This is a genomic window from Stutzerimonas stutzeri (assembly GCF_024448955.1).
GTDB lineage: Bacteria > Pseudomonadota > Gammaproteobacteria > Pseudomonadales > Pseudomonadaceae > Stutzerimonas > Stutzerimonas stutzeri_AQ.
The window spans coordinates 49,804-66,499 of record NZ_JAMOIH010000020.1; the positions used below are offsets into that span (position 1 = coordinate 49,804).

Consider the following 16,696-nt stretch of genomic DNA (forward strand, 5'->3'; position numbering starts at 1 on the left):
ATCCACCGCCGGCATGGCACACCAGACCATGCTTGAGCTAACGCAGCGGGGCTGGAAAACTGGCAAAAGGCGCTCCGTTGCGCAGTGCCCTCGGTTACTCTTTTTAATACGAAGATGAGGTCTGCCCGGTGACAGAGAGCCATAAAGACACCATTTGCGATGTATGCGCTACCAGTACGAGGGTGCCGGGGTACGGCGAGCAGTTCGGGACGCTTCAGGCGCTCTGGGGCTATGGCGCAGGGCATGATGGCGAACGCTATCGAGTCAATCTATGCGAAAGCTGCTTTTTCGCGGCACTAGCGTTTTTGAAGCAGGAGCGCCGCACGCAGAATCTGTTCAGCGATGAGCAGCCCTGCGAGGAGCGCCCATTCGGACTAGTCGCCCGCGATGACTACTTTGGTGATTCGTAGCCATATCTCAGAGATGAGGTTATTGGCTCGCCAGCATCGAACTCAGGCCATGTCTGCACGACTTCTCGGTACAATGGCGTCACCGGCAATCGCTCTAGGGATCTCGCTTGACTGACGCAAAACTCACTGAAGTCGAGATGCGGCGCGCGCTTGGCCTAGACCTCGCGCCTTCGAAATCGAAGCAGCCCATACCCAAACAGCACTCTACCGTCACACTCGTTGAATTGAGCGTGCGTAAGAACGGTGGTTCGCCATTCCGCTTCGAGCACCGCTCCCGTTCCATCAGTACTCTCGCTGCCCAACTCGAGGCCGAGAAAACAGCACGGGAGAAAGGGTATGAGGTCTGGGTCGTGTTGGATATCAGGCAGGTTTCATCATAGAGCCGCAACAGCCGTCAGTCAGTCCACGCCTCGCTGATTGCTCTGGGGCAGTGAACGCTTGAGTCAACTAGATCGAGTCAGTTCGCACTCGGGCAGCTCTTGGCCGGAAGCAACCGGTAGCGACAGACAGCAATCGGCCAATAAGTGCCGCACAAATCCCGGCGGGTGCAGATTTCCGGGCGGTTTGCGCCAGATCAGTTGGAGACGCTTTTCAAGCCCCGGGATGGGAAGAGCTACCAGCGCGCCACTGCGAACTTCGTCTTGTACTGCGGAAGCCATCACCAACGACACGCCGAGTCCCGCCCTGACTGCTTGTTTGACTGCCTCGGTGCTGCCTAGCTGCATACCGCTGCGAGGCACGCCCAGCTCGCCAAAGTATTCGGTCAGAAGCCGTCCGGTACCGCTACCCGGTTCACCTCCCAGCATCGGCAGGTCCACCAGACGATCGCGTTCTATGCACCCTGCTTCAGCCAGCGGATGGTCGGGGCTGACGATAAGTACCAGCGGCTCGACCCGCCAGAGGCGGTGTTCGAAGTCGGGGTGAGGTAGCCACCATTCCATGATCGCGGCGTCGAGCTGGCCCGCCAGTAGCTGGTCGGCCACATCCGGGTTGGCGGCGATGCGCAGATCCACCTCGCCCCTCTCATTTGCGGTCGTCAGATAGCTGCGCACGAATGGCTGGAGAAGGTAGGTGCCGATGTTGGAGCTGGCCCCGACGCGCTCACTATTTCCATGCAGGGCTTCTAGCGCCCGGGCGTGCATGTCGAGCAAGGCGGTCGCATGCGGCATGAAGGCCAGCGCACGTGTGGTAGGCTGGCAGCCGCTACGACTGCGCTGCACCAGCGTTACGCCGACCTGCTCTTCAAGCTTCTGCAAGTGCTGCGACACCGTCGGCTGGGCCAGCCCCAACGCCCTCGCCGCGCTCTGAAAACTGCCTGTTTGAACGATCGCTACCAGGCTCTTCAGCCAGACCGGATTCAACATGCGGCAGGCTCGGCCTGGGGCAGACGGTTCGCAGCGTTGATTGGGCGCGCACCTGCCAACGCCTGGATGATGCTCTGCGCTGCACAACGTTCAATCTCCAGGCGCACCGCGCGCACTGCCGACCCTATGTGCGGAGTGAAGAGCGTATTCGGATGCGCGAGCAGCGCAGGATCGATCAGCCGCGGCCGGTCCGCGCGAGCCCAGTCTTCCATTTCGAATACATCCGCCGCATACCCGCCGAGCTGGCCTCGCTCAAGCGCCGCGAGCACGGCGGCTTCATCCACTACCGAACCACGACAGGGGTTTACAAGCAGAGCGCCCGGCCGTACGAGGGCAAGCAGCTCGGCGTTGACCAGATGCTCAGTATCGGCATTCAAGGGAAGCGCCAGCAGGATGAAGTCCGAGCTGGCGAAGAGTTCGCTGCACGCCACCTGGCGCAGGCCGAGCCGTTGCTCGGTTTGTGTATCCAGAGCCTTCGCCTCGTGGTACTGCAGGGTCGCGCCCCATCCCTGCAAGCGCTCAGCCATGGCCTGTCCGATGGCGCCCATGCCAAGGATGCCGACCGTCGCGTTATCCAGCCCCGTGCCGTAGAACTGTGGTTGCCAGCCCTGGAACTCGCCAGAGCGGACGAACGCATCTGCTGCGCGCAGATGCCGCCCCAGCCCCACCGCCAGTCCGATCGCCAGCTCGGCAGTCGGGACCGTCAACAGATCAGGCACGAAGGTCAACCAGACCCCGCGGGCAGTACAGGCGTCCACATCGAAATTGTCGAAGCCCTTGAGCGCGCAGCCGACCACACGCAGCTCGGGGCAGGCTTGGAGAAATTCTGCATCGACCCGATCGGGCATGAACGCCATCATCGCCTGAGCATCGCGGCAGCGGCGCAGAATTTCCTCGCGCGTCAGCGTGCTGTCGCTCTGGTTGGTCATCAGCTCGCAATGTGGCGCCAGCAGTTGCAGGATCTCATCGTGTACTCGGTGAGTTATAACGAGTTTCGGCAGCATGGTTTGTCCTATTTGAAACGTTTGCGCAGCACGCCACTGAAGGCGTCTACTAGCGTGACCATGGCCAGGATGACCAGCAGGATTGCTGCAACCTCCTGGTACTGCATGATGCGCAGCGAGCCCATGAGTTCGAAGCCGATACCGCCGGCGCCAACCATGCCCATCACGGTGGAGGCGCGAAAGTTGTATTCCCAGCGGTAGATCGCCACGTCGGCGAACTGTGGAGTCACCTGTGGCAAAACCGCGTGCAGCAGCACTTGCATCGGCGTAGCCCCCGCCGCCCGAGCGGCTTCCACCGGCGCTTCGTCGACGTGCTCGATGGCCTCGGCGAAGAACTTGCCGACCATGCCGATCGAATGCAGACCCAGGGCAAGCACGCCCGGCAAGGCGCCGAACCCTACGGCTGCAACGAAGATGATGCCCATGATCAGCTCCGGCACCGACCGCAGGGCATTGAGCAGCACCCGGGCAACACCGAACACAAGGGGGTGCGGCGCCGTATTGCGCGCTGCAACGAAGGCCACCACCAGCGAGAACACCACTGCGATGGCCGTGCCGGCGATGCTCATCGCCAGCGTGTCGATCAACGGGCGAATCCAGCTTCGATAGCCCGAAAAGTCTGGCGGCATGGCCTCGCCTGCCAGGGTCGCGATGGAGGGCAGCCCGTTCAGCAGCGTGGTGGCATCGAGCAGCCCCACGTACCAGCAGGCCAACAGCACCACTCCGAGTACAATTGCCACCTGCCCCAGCTGGCGCCACCAACCGAGGCCGAAGCCTCGAAGGATGTGCTCGCGTTGCTCTGCAGGCAGCGCCTGCACGTCATGATGAGTAGACATATCGGTGCTCACATCGTGGCGAAGTCGAGGCCGAGCAGCGATCCCATGTTGCGAATCACATCGTAGTCGGCGTCGGTGATTGGCGCGAAGGCCTCGGCTTTGAAGTTGCGCAGCACTTCGGGATCGTCGATACCGACGAATACATCCCGCACCTTGGTTTTCAGCTCGGGGCTCAGGTTCGAGCGCATCGCCCAGGGGTATTGGGGATATTCGCCGCTGTAACCAAGTACTTTCACCTTGCTCGGATCGATTAGGCCACGTTCGGCTACTTGATTGAAAATTACCTCCGACAGCCCACCCGCATCGGCGTTTCCGTTCGCCACGTTGACGGCAACGGCGTCATGCGTGCCCACAAAATGTTGTTCGTAGTCCTGCCCACCCGTCAGCTCGGCCGTCTCAAGAAGCACGGTTTTGGGAATCAGATGGCTGGACGTCGATGCCCGGTCACCATAGGCCATCTTCTTGCCCTTAAGGTCGGCATACTCATTCACGCCTGACGCCACATTGGCGATAATCACTGAGCGATAGGTCGGCTTGCCGTCGATGATCATGGCAGCGAAGGGCTCGATGTCGCTTTTGCTTTTGGCCATGACGTAGGACAGCGGACCGAAATACGCCAGGTCGATACGGCCAAAGCGCATCGCCTCAATCATCGAGGAATAGTCGGTGGTTACGATCAGCTGCACCTTCTTGTCCAGATGCTCTTCCAGATAATCCTTCAGCGGCTGGTTTCGCTTGATCAACTCCGAGGCGTTTTCGTCCGGCAGCAGCGCAACCTTTAGCACATCCGGATCGGCATCGGCCGCTACGGCGGACAGACTTGAAACAGCGGACAGCAAACAGGTCAATAAGAGAGCGGATAAGCGTTTCATCGGGACATCTCCAGTGAAGGTGCGAGCATGACAGGGGTTTCAGCCGGAGCAGTTGCTGGCTGAGTCGTAGAGCGGCCTGCATAGATGCGCTCAAGCTGCGCATCGGTGAGTTCCGAGGGCGCGGCATCGAAAACGATCTGAGAATCGGCCAGCCCGACGACGCGATCGGCGAAGCGGCGGGCATATTCGAGTTGATGCAGCGAAACGATGGCGGTGATGCCGTCTTCCTTGCAGATGTCGCGCAGCAGTCCGAGAACACGGACCGAAGTGGCCGGGTCGAGACTGGCTACCGGCTCATCGGCAAGAATGATCGCGGGCTGTTGCGCTAGCGCACGCGCGATGCCTACCCGCTGCTGCTGGCCACCGGACAGTTTGTCCACCCGGCTTAGCGCCTTGTCTGCCAGACCGACCCGAGCGAGGCAACTGAGCGCAATCTCCTGATCGGCACGCGGCAGAGGAAACAGCGAGCGGAGCGTGTTGTGAAAGGCCAGCCGACCGGTAAGCACATTAGCCAGTGCGCTTTGACGTTCGATTAGCTGGTGGTGCTGAAAGATCATGGCGGTACGCCGACGATGCTGACGCAAGGCCGAGCCGCTGCCGAGCTCACCGAGCTCGCTGGTGACACTGCCGCGAGTGGGCGTGACGAGTCGATTGAGGCTACGGAGCAAGGTCGACTTGCCTGCGCCCGAGAGACCAAGCAGCACGGTGAACTCACCACGCCGAAATGCAATCGAGGTATCGCGTAGGGCTGTCACGCCGCCTGGGTAGACGACGCTCAACCGGTCGACCCGCAGCACGGCGTCCTGTATCGGATGGGGCGTCATTTGATCACCTTTCGCAATATTGCTGGCCGCACAATTGCGGTTCGCGATGCAAAGGGTAGAAATTCCTTGTTAACGCACTGCTTCTAAATGATGACATTTCGATGAATGCTTCGAATCTGCCGTAGCGGGGCGGCAAGCGAAGCCGTGGAAGAACGGGCGCAACGTAGCGTCTTTCTTCACGCGGGATACAGGAGGCTTTGATTGATACTGCTGCGGATTCGCTACAGTAACGTTGGGCCAGAACGTAATGCCATCCAAGCAAGAGAGCGCACACTAGCGGACTATAGGAGACATTCTACTCTTGCCCGTCGATTGACCCAGGCCGTTATGTGGCTGGTCGAAACCTTCAGGTGCCGCCCAACTAGATGTCTGTTGTCGCGCCCAGCTTAATGCTAGCGCAAGCCGCTTATTCTTCTAGCAACGCCGCGCTAGTCTTGAATGATGTTTCCTCAGTAGACTGATCATGCGCGGTATCTGCTTCGATGCCTTGAAGAGAACGCCTTCGGCTAAATGTCATATGACCAGCGCTTTTTACACTTCGGTTATTACTCCTTTTTTCAGCGAGATTGGGAGGGAAGGATGATTGCATATACAATGGTCGGAACGACCGATCTGAACCGTTCAGCGCGTTTCTACGAACCTATATTCTCAGCAATGGGGTTGGAAATTTCGTGGAGGGACGAGCGATCGGTTGCTTGGGGAGTTCCGGGCAACCGGACCCCCACCTTTCACGCTTGTCTTCCTTATAACCAAGAGGAAGCACGCCCCGGCAATGGAACCATGACGGCGTTACTCACGGAGAGCCCAGCGCTAATAGGGCGACTCTTTGAACTCGCGCTTGAGAACGGAGGTACTGACGAAGGCTCTCCTGGCCCCAGACCTGAGTACGGAACGGGATTCTACGCAGCCTATGTTCGTGATCCTGACGGCAACAAGTTGGCCTTTGTCTATTTCGACGATAACCAGTGTGGCGGTTAGCGTTACCACTAAGTCTTGGTCGCCTCTATATAGATGAATCATTTATATGAACAAGCGACCAAACAAACATGTATTAGCTACTCAAGATAGCAATCCGATATATCCTGCACTTAGTGACCAAATCGTCTTAGCTCCTTTTGACCCCTTCGGCGATATTCGCTGGCATGCCCCGGCTGGCGTCACCCCGGTAAATCTCATGCCGTTTCTGGTTCGGGGTCGACTCGGAACGCTTCGTTAGCTGAACGATGCCACTTGATACGCTACCGGCCAGTACGAGGAGTTACAGTACTAGACGACCGCTTTCGGCCAAAAGCAGTCACACCTAAAGTGCATGATGTAGCGGTAGCCGAGAAGAAGAGGCATTTGCTGATTGTCACGAACAAGTAGGCTCCTCGCTCGTGACAACACAGCGTTTCAGATCTTAGTCGTGAGCGTGACCGTGGCTTTCGACTTCGGACTGGGTTTCCGGCTCGCCGCCGCCACAGGCCGACAGCAGACCAAGCAGACAAACCAACAGCAGGGAGCGACTCAGGGTAGTTGTGCTTTTCATCATGTAATCCTTTCTGTTTCGATCATGAAAGTAGAAGCCCCTGTGCCGGCTGACGCAGGGGCTATGTGCCTCAGATAACGCGTTTGACGCTCAGGTACTCGCCCTTGGTCTTCAGCGTGATGGTCACGTCCTGGTTGCTGCGGTTGCGCCAGAACCAACCGTGTGTGCCGTCGAAAATGGCGGTGAACTCGCCTTTGTCACCCTTGATCTGCTTGGCTTTGCTGTAGCTGTGGTAGTAGCCCTTGGGGCCGTTGTAAGGCTCGCCATGAGTGTCGTGGTTGACCGGTACGCCATTGGTTGCCCACTCGTAGCTGACCGTGGCCTTGTTCAGCATCTCCAGCTTGATTTCACTGGCCTCACCTGGCTTCAGGGTGACGGTTATCTCGTCAGACTTCAGGGCTGGCTGTGGCTCTGCGGCTGGTTCAGCCACAGGCACTGCCGCGACTTGCTCTTGAACTACCGGCTGAACAGGCACGGGGGCTTGCACAACGGGGGATGCAGCGGGTTGAACCGCTGCATCCGCAGCCGCTTCTTCGGCCAGGGTTTTCTTCATTTCGCCCATCTGGGTCAGGCCGAGTAAGCGGCCAACGCCCGTTGGGTCGATGGCGTACTCCGAAGGCATCACTACAGTGACCAGTAAGGCTGCGGCAACGCCCACGGCGATCACAGTGGAGCGCAACAGTTGGCGGCTGGTAGGCAATTCGCTTTGGGTCGGAAGCTTGGTATTGAACATGCTGAGAATTCCTTACTGAGAGGCGATCAGGCCGGTGAGCTGGTAACCCATCAAGAGGAAACCGGCGCTCATCATGGCGACGTTTGCGGTATATGCATGGCGCCAGAAGCTGGCGGTGCGTCGCCAGTAGCCCATGACAATCAGGATGGCGCTCAGGGCCAGGAGCTGGCCGATTTCGACGCCGACGTTGAAGGCGATCAGGTTGGTGATCAGGCCATCTGCCGAGATCTCGTATTCCTGAATCTTGGTCGCCAGACCAAAGCCATGCAGCAGGCCGAAAATCAGCGTGGCCGCTTTGGTGTTCGGCTGATGGCCGAACCAGCGCTGGAATGCGCCCAGGTTATCCAGCGCCTTGTACACCACCGAGAAACCGATGATGGCGTCGATCACAAAGGAGCTGATGCTGATTTCTGCCAGCACACCGAACAACAGCGTAACTGTGTGGCCCACGGCGAACAGGGTGACGTAGAGCCCAACATCCTTCAGGCGGTAGAGGAAGAAGATCACTCCGAAGAGGAACAGCAGGTGGTCGTAGCCGGTGATCATGTGCTTAGCGCCCATGTAGATAAACGGCAGCACCATCACCCCGGAGCTTTCCTGAATAAAGCCCTTGTCGCCCTCGGCAACGGCGTGGGCCAGCGCCTCAGGCATGCCTAGAAACAGCAATGCCATGAAAAGCAGCAACAGTAGTAACGAGCGATTCGGACGCACGACAGATGAGTCCATTGCGCCCATAGATAGCGAATGCATGGTTGAGTCCTAAATTAAAGGGGGCTTGGGCCGCACAGCGGCCTGTGTCAGAGCACGAATGTGGCGCGCGGTGGCCGCTCGATCAGGAAGATCGGGCTTGGAGGAATGGAGTAGCGAGGGGCGAGTATCGGCTGCGCACGTTCTGGCAGCGTGCTTATTCTCAGCAGCGCGGTCAGATGCGGTGTTTCATGCAAGTGGTCGGCTGTCAGCGGCGAGTGGCAGTGATCCCCGTACGCAGCACAGGCCTGCGTCTCATCACCATGCGCATGCGAATGAGCACTGTCATTTCCACTCAAGGAAGGCTGGCTCGATCCCATAAACAGCGCAGAGGTATGCCCGGCCCAAGCCAGCAATATGGCGAGAGCAAGGGCAAAAATCACCTTGGTGCTAATGGGATTGCTGAGCATGTTGTGGTTCTTTCGATGCCTAAGCGAGTGGCTTTTATGGAGAGGTAGCCGGTTTGACCATATCCCCCCCAGGGGGATAGCATGAGAGCGTAATTCATCGACGCACGAGACTCAAGGCATGAGCGATCACGAACACGGCCACCAGCACCAAAGTCATGGCGACATCATCAAAAGGTTGAAGCGTGCGGAGGGCCACCTGCGCAGCATCGTCACCATGATTGAAGACAGCCGGGCCTGCGTCGACATTGCTCAGCAGCTACATGCCGTGGAAAAAGCCGTCTGCCAGGCCAAGCGTGTGCTTATCCAAGACCATATCGACCACTGTCTGGAACATACAGTCGAAGCACTTGCGGTAGGCGAGCGCGCTTCACTCGAAGACTTCAAGCAAATCACCAAGTACCTCTAGGCCCCTCCCATGTCGAGTTTCGCCGAATTGCTGCAACAGGGGGGCTCGCAGGCCTGGCTGTACTTCCCCAGCGCCATTCTGCTGGGTGCTTTGCACGGCTTGGAGCCTGGGCACTCGAAGACCATGATGGCGGCGTTTATCGTGGCCATTCGTGGCACGGTGAAGCAGGCCATTCTGCTAGGCCTTGCCGCAACGCTTTCGCACACCGCCGTAGTCTGGCTGGTGGCCATGGGCGGCATGTACCTGGGGCAGAATTTGGATGCCGAAACTACCGAGCCTTATTTCCAGCTAGCGTCCGCCGTAATCATTATCACCATCGCCCTGTGGATGCTCTGGCGCACCTGGCGTGGCGAGCAGATGTGGCGCTTCGAGGAAGGTGATGAGCATCAACACGACCATCACCACCACGATGAAACGCAGCGTATCGACACAGGGCACGGGCGTATCGAGCTGTCGATCTTCGAAGAAGGCGCCCCTCCGCGCTGGCGGCTGAAGACCTTGAGTGGTCATGCCTGGCCGGCTGCTGAAGTAAGCTTGCTGACGACTCGCCCCGATGGCCTGGCCCAGCAGTTTCGCTTCGTCGACCGGTGTGACTACCTAGAGTCACTGGACGATATTCCCGAGCCCCATGAGTTCACTGCGCGCCTGAGCCTCGGCCATGCTGATCACTCCCACGACTATGACCTGGAGTTCCGCGAGCAAAGCCACCGTCATGAGCATGATCATTCCGAGCTGGAGGGGCTAGAGCTGTCGCTGGAGGGCTACCAGGATGCCCATGAGCGAGCGCATGCCAACGACATCCGTAAACGCTTCAGCAATCGCAATGTCACCACCGGCCAGATCATCCTGTTCGGTCTGACTGGCGGACTGATTCCCTGCCCGGCAGCGATCACCGTGCTGCTGCTCTGCCTGCAAGTGAAAGAAGTCACCCTGGGTGCCGTCCTGGTGCTGTGTTTCAGCATCGGTCTGGCTATAACTCTGGTTACCGTTGGTGCAGCCGCTGCTATCGGCGCACGCCAGGCATCCAATCGTTGGCCCTGGCTGGGTGCTGTGGCCCGTCGCGCTCCTTACCTGTCCAGCCTACTGATCATTGGTGTGGGGGTTTACGTCGGCTTCCACGGCTGGATCGGCCTGAACGCCTAGCCGATGTGGGAGTTATCCGGTTATTTCGGCCTGTTCCTCGCTGCCTTCGGTGCTGCCACGTTGCTACCCATGCAGTCGGAGGCGGTGCTGGTCGGGTTGCTGCTGACTGACCGCTATGCGGTCTGGGCGCTGCTGGCGGTCGCCACCACGGGTAATGTACTGGGCTCGGTACTGAACTGGCTGCTGGGTCGCTCTATCGAGCGCTACAGACACAAGCGCTGGTTTCCCGTCAGCGAGGGCAAACTGGAAAAGGCTCAGCAGGCTTATCACCGCTTCGGTCGCTGGTCACTGCTGCTCAGTTGGGTGCCGATCATTGGTGATCCACTCACAGTCGTCGCGGGTGTCATGCGAGAACCCTTCTGGAGCTTTCTGTTGATCGTGATGCTGGCTAAGACCACTCGCTATCTGGCACTAGCTGCCATGACGCTTGGGTGGTTTGGGTGAGCCTGCAGAAGCGCGACACCAACCTGGATCTGATCAAGTGGCTGGCGATGCTGACCATGCTGCTGGATCACCTGCGCTACATCTGGCCTGACAACGGATGGTTGTTCATCGTTGGGCGCTTAGCCTTTCCAATGTTCTGCCTGGGGATCGCCGCCAATGTCGCGCGCTCGCAAACAGGTGAGCTGTATTCCGATAACAACGTTCGCTACATGTGCTGGATGACTGCGTTTGCAGTGATCTCGGAGTTGCCCTATCGCCTGCTTTCTAACGACAGCAGCACGCTCAACGTTATGCCTTCGCTGCTGTTGGGCCTGCTTATCACCTGGGGAGCACATCACCGTGGTCGCGACGGTTTGATCCTGGCTCTGGCCGGCGTGACTGTCGCGGTGCTGATGCAAGAGCGCCTGATGTACGGCGTTTTCGGCGCACTGCTGCCGGCAGCGTTGCTGCTGGCCATTCAGCGCCCAGGGCTTGTGTGGCTATTGCCTGCCGCACTGTGCGTACTGGCCAATAGTCGCAACCGCTGGCTCGCCGAGTGGGAATTGCAGCCCTATACCTTGCTGATCGTGATCACTGCGTTTGTCGCACCCTTGCTTGGGTTGTGGCTGCTGCGCCGACTGCGCCAGTTCAGGGTCTGGCCGGTCAAGCGCTGGGGTTATTGGTTCTACCCCGGGCATCTGGCCGTACTACACATGATCCGCTCGCTCGGCTAGTGCCAGCGACTATCGCGTCATATCGGCGGAGATCCACTACCTCGATATGCTACGGGTGGGCCGGCCAGCGCCGTACCAGCCAGCAAAGCCATCGATCAAGAAGCGAGCATCCAGGCCCATGGCCTCCAATGTGGCGGCGATGCCCTGGCTGATTTCATGCCCCTTGGCGCAATAGACAATCACTGGCCTGTCCCGTGAAACCTGATCTTTCCAGGTGAAGACAGCCTCGGGATCACGCCAGTGTGCGTCGGGAATTTCTTCGGCATCGGCAAGCCGCACGCTCGTACGGCGCACATCCAGCAAAGTGAACGCCCGATCTGCTGCCTGCCATTCCGCCAGTTCGCATATCGAGATTCTGCTCATCTTCTACCTCTCAGTTTTGCAGCAGGTGTACCACCAGTCCGGCCAAAGCACAGGCCATCAGCACTTGGATGACACCGCGTTTAAAGTGAAACAAGGCTACCGCTGCCGCCAGGGCAATTAGCGCCGAAGGCCAGTCGAAAGCCCCCTCGAAGCCTTGCGGCCAGAGCACGTGATAACCAAAGAACAGCGCCAGATTGAGGATTACCCCGACCACGGCGGCGGTGATGGCCGTCAGCGGCGCGGTGAACTTCAGTTCGTTGTGGGTCGATTCCACCAGCGGGCCGCCCGCAAGAATGAACAGGAAGGACGGCAGGAAGGTGAACCAGGTGACCAGGCTGGCGGCCACGACACCGGCCAAGAAGGCCTGATCGGCACCGAATACCTGCTGCACGTAGCCACCGACAAAACCGACGAAGGCCACCACCATGATCAGTGGCCCTGGCGTAGTTTCACCCAGAGCCAGACCGTCGATCATCTGTGTCGGGGTCAGCCAGCCGTAGTGGCCGACTGCACCCTGGTAGACATAGGGTAGTACCGCATAGGCACCGCCGAAGGTCAGCAGTGCGGCCTTGGTGAAGAACCAGCCCATCTGCGTCAGCGTGCCTTCCCAGCCGAATAGAGCGGTCAACAGCCCCATGGGCAACGCCCACAGCGTTGCACCTATCGCTGCCAGCAAGAGCAGTCGTGGCCAGCGGAAGCGCGCATGTTCCGGTGTCGGGGTTTCATCATCAATCAGCGCTGGGCCGTAAGACTGCTTGGCCGCGCCATGACCACCGCCGATGCTGAACTTCTCTGGGACGAAACGCCCACCGAAATAACCGATCACTGCGGCGACCAGCACGATCAGCGGGAACGGCAGGTTGAGGGCGAATATCGCCACAAACGAGGCGGCAGCTATCGCCCACAGCCAGTTGTTCTTCAGGGCACGGGAGCCGATGCGATGAGCGGCCTGCACCACGATGGCGGTCACGGCGGGCTTGATCCCATAGAACAGTCCGGCCACCACCGGCACATCACCGAAAGCGATATAGACCCACGACAGCGCGATCAGGATAAACAGCGAGGGCAGCACAAACAGCACCCCGGCAATCACACCACCCCAGGTGCGGTGCATCAGCCAGCCGATATAGGTGGCCAGTTGCTGGGCCTCCGGGCCGGGCAGCAGCATGCAGTAGTTCAGCGCATGCAGAAAACGCCGCTCAGAGATCCAGCGCCGACGCTCCACCAGCTCCTGGTGCATGATCGAGATCTGTCCGGCTGGGCCGCCGAAACTGATGAAACCGAGCTTGAGCCAGAACAGAAAAGCCTGGAACAAACTGACAGGCTCGGCACGTGGCAGATCCTGCTCTACAGGCGGCAGTGTGGTTTCATTCATCAGGGGTCTCTTCTTTCACAAATGCCGCCAGCAACCCATCGAAGATGGCGCAAGCAGCCGTTAGCAACTGGTCGTCATTGAGGATGGTTTCGCGCAGCCCGGCCAATACACGCTCGATGCCAACAGCCTCAGCGGGTTGAACGCCACCGACATCCAGGTAATGCACCAGAGCCGCGATGCGGCTTAGGCCTGGCTCGACCAGTGCAAAGCTGGCTTGCAGGGTTTCGAAGGTGACGCGACTGCCGACATGGCTAAAGGTCGCACCGTCGAAATCGAAGCCCAGCGCGTCAGCAGGGCAATCATTCGGTGTGTCCAACCAGAGAATGCGGGCTCTCGGATCGATGCAGCGCCGAATCAGCCAGGCACTGGCCAGGCGGTCGACCCAGGGCCGCTTGCGCGTAGCCCAGAGGCGGCCCTGGTAGTCGCGGCGATCCAGCTGTTCGATAGGCTGATCCTGACTGCTCGGCTCATCCCGCGAAAGTGCCCGACTGATGGCCGTTTCAAGTGTTTTGAGGGCCGTGTCGGTCTGTTTCCGCGCTGCCGCAGGGAAGAAGTCGATGGCCGCAAGCTGCGCAAATGCCTTGCGCAGCTTGCGTACCTGCTTGGTGCTAGTGAGGGCGTTATCCGAAGTCAGTTGAGCCTGGCACGCCTCGATCTCGACGCGCAGCTTGGCGTAGTCCTCGCTACGGTCGAACAACTCGATAAAGCGCTCGCCTTGCGGATCATTGATGGGCAACAGAAAGGCCGTGCCATTGCTACCCAGCACGTCGCGCTCAACAGCTTCCAACGCTTCCCGGCAGGCGGGAGTATCAGGCAGCAAATAGACACCATCGCGCAGTACCGCTGCGCCACTGCTCTTGAGGGCACGCCAGGCACGCATCCGCTCTGTGGCGTTAGCGGTCGGCAAGGCGATGATCAGAGATAGCCAACTATTCATGTAGAGTAGAATACCTATTAGGTAGTAATCTTTACTCTATTCTTGCTCTGGGTGATTGTGAAGCACTAAATAGTTGGCCGATGATTGCCCGTTACGACTGGTCGCTTTTGGCCGGTTAGCGACGGTCTGACTTCGACCGTCGCTATACATGGTCAAACCTCGGTCTGCTCCGCCATTTCCAAGGCGTCATCGACCTCAATCCCGAGGTATCGGACAGTGCTCTCAAGCTTCGTATGGCCGAGCAGCAATTGAACCGCACGCAGGTTCTTCGTCCTGCGATAGATCAGTGATGCCTTCGTACGTCTCATTGTGTGAGTGCCATACATGGCTGGATCAAGGCCAATGGCTTTCACCCAGCCTTTGACGATACGGGCGTATTGACGAGTGGAGAGATGGTCAGAGGTATGCAGCCGGCTCGGAAAAAGGCAGTCCTCGCTGCGGAGCTGGGCTTGATGTATCCAGGCCGCGAGAGCAGACCGTGTTTGCTCAGTGATCTCGAACTGCACTGGCCGCTGCGTTTTCTGCTGCATCACCATGGCTCGTGATGACAGGTTTTCGCCATGGGCAACGTCGCGCACACGGAGCTTGGTTAAATCGCAGGCTCGCAGCTTGCTGTCGATGGCTAAATCGAAGAGCGCTAGATCTCGACTTCTCTCGGCGATTTGCAGCCTCACCCGGATTGCCCAGATATCTCTCAGGCGGAGCGGGGCCTTCTGTCCGACTAATTTTCCTTTGTTCCAGGGCTGATGGCTGTAGGTAGCAATGGTGTTCATGGCAAGTCCTCCTGGTGTGGGAGGACAAGGATGGTTGGCCGGAGCAATGGTCGCTAACCGGCCAGAAGCGGCCACTAATTTCTTGGCAATCAACAGCAGAAAAAGCATTATGGAAACAACTGCTCACGCGCAGTCCCATCTTCGGCGGCATGGATGCCTTGCTTATCTCACACAAGCATTCATTCCTGCTAGCTTTGGCGACATGCTGTGAAGCGCGGGCTTATGCCGCATTCGGCCGCCCTGGCTTATACCGCGTTCGATATAACGTCGCAGCAGAAGGGAGTGAAAGATGCATAAAACACTGATCCGCAAGAGAAAAGTCAACATTGTTAGCGAAATGTTAGGCTGCGTATTAGTCGAGCGTTCGGTCTAATCACTGTTAGTGGCTTTTCTCCAGGTCATGTCAGGGTCACGAACGTTTGAAGTAATCCAGCAGTAATCCGACAGCTCCAGTGTTCGGCTAACGCCGTAGAAAGCACAATCTAGAGGTTGATTAACGAGATAGTAGATGGTCCGGTGAAACCGACTAAGAGAAAATTGTGAGTCTGTAACTGACGTTGTGACGCGGCCCGGAGAAATTATGATCGAGAGAGTTTTCAGAAGTAGTCGGTTTATGGTGTGGGTGGCAGTCGTTATCTGTGCGGTGTCATCTTTGCTCTTGTATGGTGCCTCGGTTAACATAATCTGGAATACCGCACTGGATGTAGTACGTGATATACCTGTCTCTGCTGACGACGGCAAGAGCCTCGCGGTTCGCCTCCTGAAGCTGTTGGATCTCCTGCTGATCGCTATTACTTTTCAGATCATGGCGGTTAACCTGTATCGTCTGTTCATCCGTCCGGTGTCTGATGATGACAGAGAATCCCAAAACCCTCTGGACATTAAGAGCTTCCATGATTTGAAGATAACAGTAAGCCAAGTGGCTGTTGTGCTACTGGTGGTTCTGTTCCTTGAGCAGGCGGTAGAGATTGGCGCTACGATCGCTACGTTATACTTTGGTGCTGCCATCGGTATCATTATTTTGGCCTCGGTATTCGCGTGGAAGAATATGAAAGACTGATGCACAGCACGCGGTTAGACGTCACCTGCTGGTTGCCTGAACTAGAGAGGCAACCACTCCGCAGAGAATGTAGGCGGCCAACGCTTCATGGGAGCCTGCTTTGGGCAAGAGCCAACGTCACGGGCGTCTGCCACTAACCAATCCAAGCATAGCGACACCATTTCGGTTGCGGCTTCGCCTTCACTACAAAGCTGCGCGTGTTGGCGGCGTTATGCGCATCCATAGAGAGGGTACTCTTATTATTGAAATCAGGAAGGCAGAAAAAGCGGACGTTCCTGCGATACTCGACCTTGTTCGAGGAAAAGCGGAATTCGATGGGTGTTTGAATTCGCTTCAATCTACGGAAGCTGACATTGAGGAAGCTTTCTTCTCCGAACAACCCAAGGCGTTTGCGCTCTTGGCCATGAAGTCAGGCGAGGCCGTGGGTATCGCGACGTACTACAGTATCTATTCCACGTTCATTGCCAAGCCTGGCATCTGGCTAGACGATCTGTTTGTCTATCCGCAGTTCCGGGGAAGCGGTGTGGGCGAAGCTCTACTCTCAGAGCTGTGTATCCTCGCTCAGAATACTGGCTGCGGGCGTATTGACTGGATCGTGGCTACCGACAATGATCGAGGAAGGAGCTTCTACGAGCGCTCGGGCGCTCGGATATTCGAAGAGGTACGGCGTGCCCGGTTAGATGAATGTGCGATCAACGCACTTGCAGAGAAAGCGCATAACAAAGCAATGCACCCGACAAGCGGGTGATTGCGG

The 16,696-nt window shown here is 58.2% G+C and carries 21 protein-coding genes; 8 read left to right on the top strand and 13 right to left on the bottom strand.

From position 1 onward, the window contains the following. Positions 1-128: 128 nt before the first annotated feature. The gene (locus tag NA645_RS18680) at positions 129-410 is read left to right on the top strand and encodes a hypothetical protein (protein WP_041106953.1); all 282 of its coding nucleotides are present in this window, start codon (positions 129-131) and stop codon (positions 408-410) included. A 443-nt stretch (positions 411-853) separates the two neighbouring features. On the opposite strand, the gene NA645_RS18685 is transcribed toward NA645_RS18680, so the two are convergent. Genes NA645_RS18685 through phnC form a run of 5 tightly spaced genes read right to left on the bottom strand, consistent with a single transcriptional unit; the run spans position 854 to position 5,310 of the window. After that, positions 854-1,774 (bottom strand): LysR family transcriptional regulator, encoded by a 921-nt coding sequence (locus tag NA645_RS18685; protein ID WP_232888578.1) that lies wholly within the window; start codon positions 1,772-1,774, stop codon positions 854-856. After that, the gene (gene ptxD, locus NA645_RS18690) at positions 1,768-2,778 is read right to left on the bottom strand and encodes a phosphonate dehydrogenase PtxD (protein WP_003152798.1); all 1,011 of its coding nucleotides are present in this window, start codon (positions 2,776-2,778) and stop codon (positions 1,768-1,770) included. The genes NA645_RS18685 and ptxD overlap by 7 nt, the downstream gene beginning before the upstream one ends. A gap of 8 nt (positions 2,779-2,786) precedes the next feature. Further along, positions 2,787-3,614, bottom strand: coding sequence for a phosphonate ABC transporter, permease protein PhnE (gene phnE, locus NA645_RS18695; RefSeq protein WP_003298907.1), 828 nt, complete (start codon positions 3,612-3,614; stop codon positions 2,787-2,789). 8 nt (positions 3,615-3,622) lie between these two features. Next, positions 3,623-4,486 carry a phosphate/phosphite/phosphonate ABC transporter substrate-binding protein gene (gene phnD, locus NA645_RS18700; protein WP_126189395.1) on the bottom strand — a complete coding sequence of 288 codons (864 nt, stop codon included), beginning with the start codon at positions 4,484-4,486 and terminating at the stop codon, positions 3,623-3,625. After that, the gene (gene phnC / locus NA645_RS18705) at positions 4,483-5,310 is read right to left on the bottom strand and encodes a phosphonate ABC transporter ATP-binding protein (RefSeq protein ID WP_003117867.1); all 828 of its coding nucleotides are present in this window, start codon (positions 5,308-5,310) and stop codon (positions 4,483-4,485) included. The genes phnD and phnC overlap by 4 nt, the downstream gene beginning before the upstream one ends. A 594-nt stretch (positions 5,311-5,904) precedes the next feature. Between phnC and NA645_RS18710 the strand changes: the two genes are divergently transcribed. Then, positions 5,905-6,288, top strand: coding sequence for a VOC family protein (locus NA645_RS18710; protein WP_231098776.1), 384 nt, complete (start codon positions 5,905-5,907; stop codon positions 6,286-6,288). Positions 6,289-6,709: 421 nt separating this feature from the next. Here the strand turns inward: NA645_RS18710 and NA645_RS18715 are convergent, their stop codons facing one another. The 4 genes from NA645_RS18715 to NA645_RS18730 all read right to left on the bottom strand — a co-directional run bounded on the left by NA645_RS18715 (position 6,710) and on the right by NA645_RS18730 (position 8,728). Beyond that, positions 6,710-6,838 (bottom strand): hypothetical protein, encoded by a 129-nt coding sequence (locus tag NA645_RS18715; protein ID WP_256044860.1) that lies wholly within the window; start codon positions 6,836-6,838, stop codon positions 6,710-6,712. A 70-nt stretch (positions 6,839-6,908) separates the two neighbouring features. Then, positions 6,909-7,571 (bottom strand): transmembrane anchor protein, encoded by a 663-nt coding sequence (locus tag NA645_RS18720; protein WP_125862887.1) that lies wholly within the window; start codon positions 7,569-7,571, stop codon positions 6,909-6,911. A 12-nt stretch (positions 7,572-7,583) separates the two neighbouring features. Next, positions 7,584-8,321, bottom strand: coding sequence for a HupE/UreJ family protein (locus NA645_RS18725; protein ID WP_125862888.1), 738 nt, complete (start codon positions 8,319-8,321; stop codon positions 7,584-7,586). A 47-nt stretch (positions 8,322-8,368) separates the two neighbouring features. After that, a complete protein-coding gene (locus NA645_RS18730; protein ID WP_042924896.1) occupies positions 8,369-8,728 on the bottom strand; it encodes a hypothetical protein in 360 nt (119 codons plus the stop codon). A 118-nt stretch (positions 8,729-8,846) separates the two neighbouring features. On the opposite strand from NA645_RS18730, the gene mreA reads away from it, so the two are divergent. From mreA to NA645_RS18750, 4 genes are read left to right on the top strand one after another with little or no spacing between them, the layout of a single operon-like run. Further along, positions 8,847-9,134 (top strand): metal-sensing transcriptional repressor MreA, encoded by a 288-nt coding sequence (gene mreA, locus NA645_RS18735; protein WP_042924893.1) that lies wholly within the window; start codon positions 8,847-8,849, stop codon positions 9,132-9,134. 9 nt (positions 9,135-9,143) lie between these two features. Next, entirely contained in the window at positions 9,144-10,277 is a 1,134-nt protein-coding gene (locus NA645_RS18740) for a nickel/cobalt efflux protein RcnA (protein ID WP_042924890.1), read from the top strand. A 3-nt stretch (positions 10,278-10,280) separates the two neighbouring features. After that, positions 10,281-10,721: a YqaA family protein gene (locus NA645_RS18745; protein WP_042924888.1), complete on the top strand. Its 441-nt coding sequence runs from the start codon at positions 10,281-10,283 to the stop codon at positions 10,719-10,721. Beyond that, positions 10,709-11,434, top strand: coding sequence for a TraX family protein (locus tag NA645_RS18750; RefSeq protein ID WP_081262884.1), 726 nt, complete (start codon positions 10,709-10,711; stop codon positions 11,432-11,434). The genes NA645_RS18745 and NA645_RS18750 overlap by 13 nt, the downstream gene beginning before the upstream one ends. Positions 11,435-11,470: 36 nt before the next feature. Here NA645_RS18750 and NA645_RS18755 read toward each other — a convergent pair whose 3' ends face one another. The 4 genes from NA645_RS18755 to NA645_RS18770 all read right to left on the bottom strand — a co-directional run bounded on the left by NA645_RS18755 (position 11,471) and on the right by NA645_RS18770 (position 14,882). Next, the gene (locus NA645_RS18755) at positions 11,471-11,797 is read right to left on the bottom strand and encodes a rhodanese-like domain-containing protein (RefSeq protein ID WP_125862889.1); all 327 of its coding nucleotides are present in this window, start codon (positions 11,795-11,797) and stop codon (positions 11,471-11,473) included. Between the two features lie 10 nt (positions 11,798-11,807). Beyond that, positions 11,808-13,172 (bottom strand): chromate efflux transporter, encoded by a 1,365-nt coding sequence (gene chrA / locus NA645_RS18760; RefSeq protein WP_125862890.1) that lies wholly within the window; start codon positions 13,170-13,172, stop codon positions 11,808-11,810. Further along, positions 13,165-14,109 carry a chromate resistance protein ChrB domain-containing protein gene (locus NA645_RS18765; RefSeq protein WP_042924881.1) on the bottom strand — a complete coding sequence of 315 codons (945 nt, stop codon included), beginning with the start codon at positions 14,107-14,109 and terminating at the stop codon, positions 13,165-13,167. Before NA645_RS18765 ends, chrA begins: the two co-directional genes overlap by 8 nt. 152 nt (positions 14,110-14,261) lie before the next feature. Further along, positions 14,262-14,882, bottom strand: coding sequence for a tyrosine-type recombinase/integrase (locus NA645_RS18770; protein WP_015278136.1), 621 nt, complete (start codon positions 14,880-14,882; stop codon positions 14,262-14,264). 580 nt (positions 14,883-15,462) lie between these two features. On the opposite strand from NA645_RS18770, the gene NA645_RS18775 reads away from it, so the two are divergent. Further along, complete coding sequence (locus NA645_RS18775; protein WP_015278137.1) at positions 15,463-15,942, top strand: YqhA family protein; 480 nt, start codon at positions 15,463-15,465, stop codon at positions 15,940-15,942. A gap of 100 nt (positions 15,943-16,042) precedes the next feature. Beyond that, complete coding sequence (locus NA645_RS18780; protein WP_015278138.1) at positions 16,043-16,690, top strand: GNAT family N-acetyltransferase; 648 nt, start codon at positions 16,043-16,045, stop codon at positions 16,688-16,690. Positions 16,691-16,696 lie beyond the last annotated feature (6 nt).

Bases quoted from the DNA above. Each gene is read 5' to 3' on its own strand.
- NA645_RS18710 (WP_231098776.1), top strand. From the start codon at position 5,905: ATGGTCGGAACGACCGATCTGAACCGTTCAGCGCGTTTCTACGAACCT.
- chrA (WP_125862890.1), bottom strand. From the start codon at position 13,172: ATGAATGAAACCACACTGCCGCCTGTAGAGCAGGATCTGCCACGTGCC.
- NA645_RS18720 (WP_125862887.1), bottom strand. From the start codon at position 7,571: ATGTTCAATACCAAGCTTCCGACCCAAAGCGAATTGCCTACCAGCCGC.
- NA645_RS18745 (WP_042924888.1), top strand. From the start codon at position 10,281: ATGTGGGAGTTATCCGGTTATTTCGGCCTGTTCCTCGCTGCCTTCGGT.
- phnC (WP_003117867.1), bottom strand. From the start codon at position 5,310: ATGACGCCCCATCCGATACAGGACGCCGTGCTGCGGGTCGACCGGTTG.
- NA645_RS18725 (WP_125862888.1), bottom strand. From the start codon at position 8,321: ATGCATTCGCTATCTATGGGCGCAATGGACTCATCTGTCGTGCGTCCG.
- mreA (WP_042924893.1), top strand. From the start codon at position 8,847: ATGAGCGATCACGAACACGGCCACCAGCACCAAAGTCATGGCGACATC.
- NA645_RS18765 (WP_042924881.1), bottom strand. From the start codon at position 14,109: ATGAATAGTTGGCTATCTCTGATCATCGCCTTGCCGACCGCTAACGCC.
- NA645_RS18770 (WP_015278136.1), bottom strand. From the start codon at position 14,882: ATGAACACCATTGCTACCTACAGCCATCAGCCCTGGAACAAAGGAAAA.
- NA645_RS18740 (WP_042924890.1), top strand. From the start codon at position 9,144: ATGTCGAGTTTCGCCGAATTGCTGCAACAGGGGGGCTCGCAGGCCTGG.
- NA645_RS18730 (WP_042924896.1), bottom strand. From the start codon at position 8,728: ATGCTCAGCAATCCCATTAGCACCAAGGTGATTTTTGCCCTTGCTCTC.
- NA645_RS18715 (WP_256044860.1), bottom strand. From the start codon at position 6,838: ATGAAAAGCACAACTACCCTGAGTCGCTCCCTGCTGTTGGTTTGTCTG.
- phnD (WP_126189395.1), bottom strand. From the start codon at position 4,486: ATGAAACGCTTATCCGCTCTCTTATTGACCTGTTTGCTGTCCGCTGTT.
- NA645_RS18685 (WP_232888578.1), bottom strand. From the start codon at position 1,774: ATGTTGAATCCGGTCTGGCTGAAGAGCCTGGTAGCGATCGTTCAAACA.
- NA645_RS18775 (WP_015278137.1), top strand. From the start codon at position 15,463: ATGATCGAGAGAGTTTTCAGAAGTAGTCGGTTTATGGTGTGGGTGGCA.
- phnE (WP_003298907.1), bottom strand. From the start codon at position 3,614: ATGTCTACTCATCATGACGTGCAGGCGCTGCCTGCAGAGCAACGCGAG.
- NA645_RS18755 (WP_125862889.1), bottom strand. From the start codon at position 11,797: ATGAGCAGAATCTCGATATGCGAACTGGCGGAATGGCAGGCAGCAGAT.
- ptxD (WP_003152798.1), bottom strand. From the start codon at position 2,778: ATGCTGCCGAAACTCGTTATAACTCACCGAGTACACGATGAGATCCTG.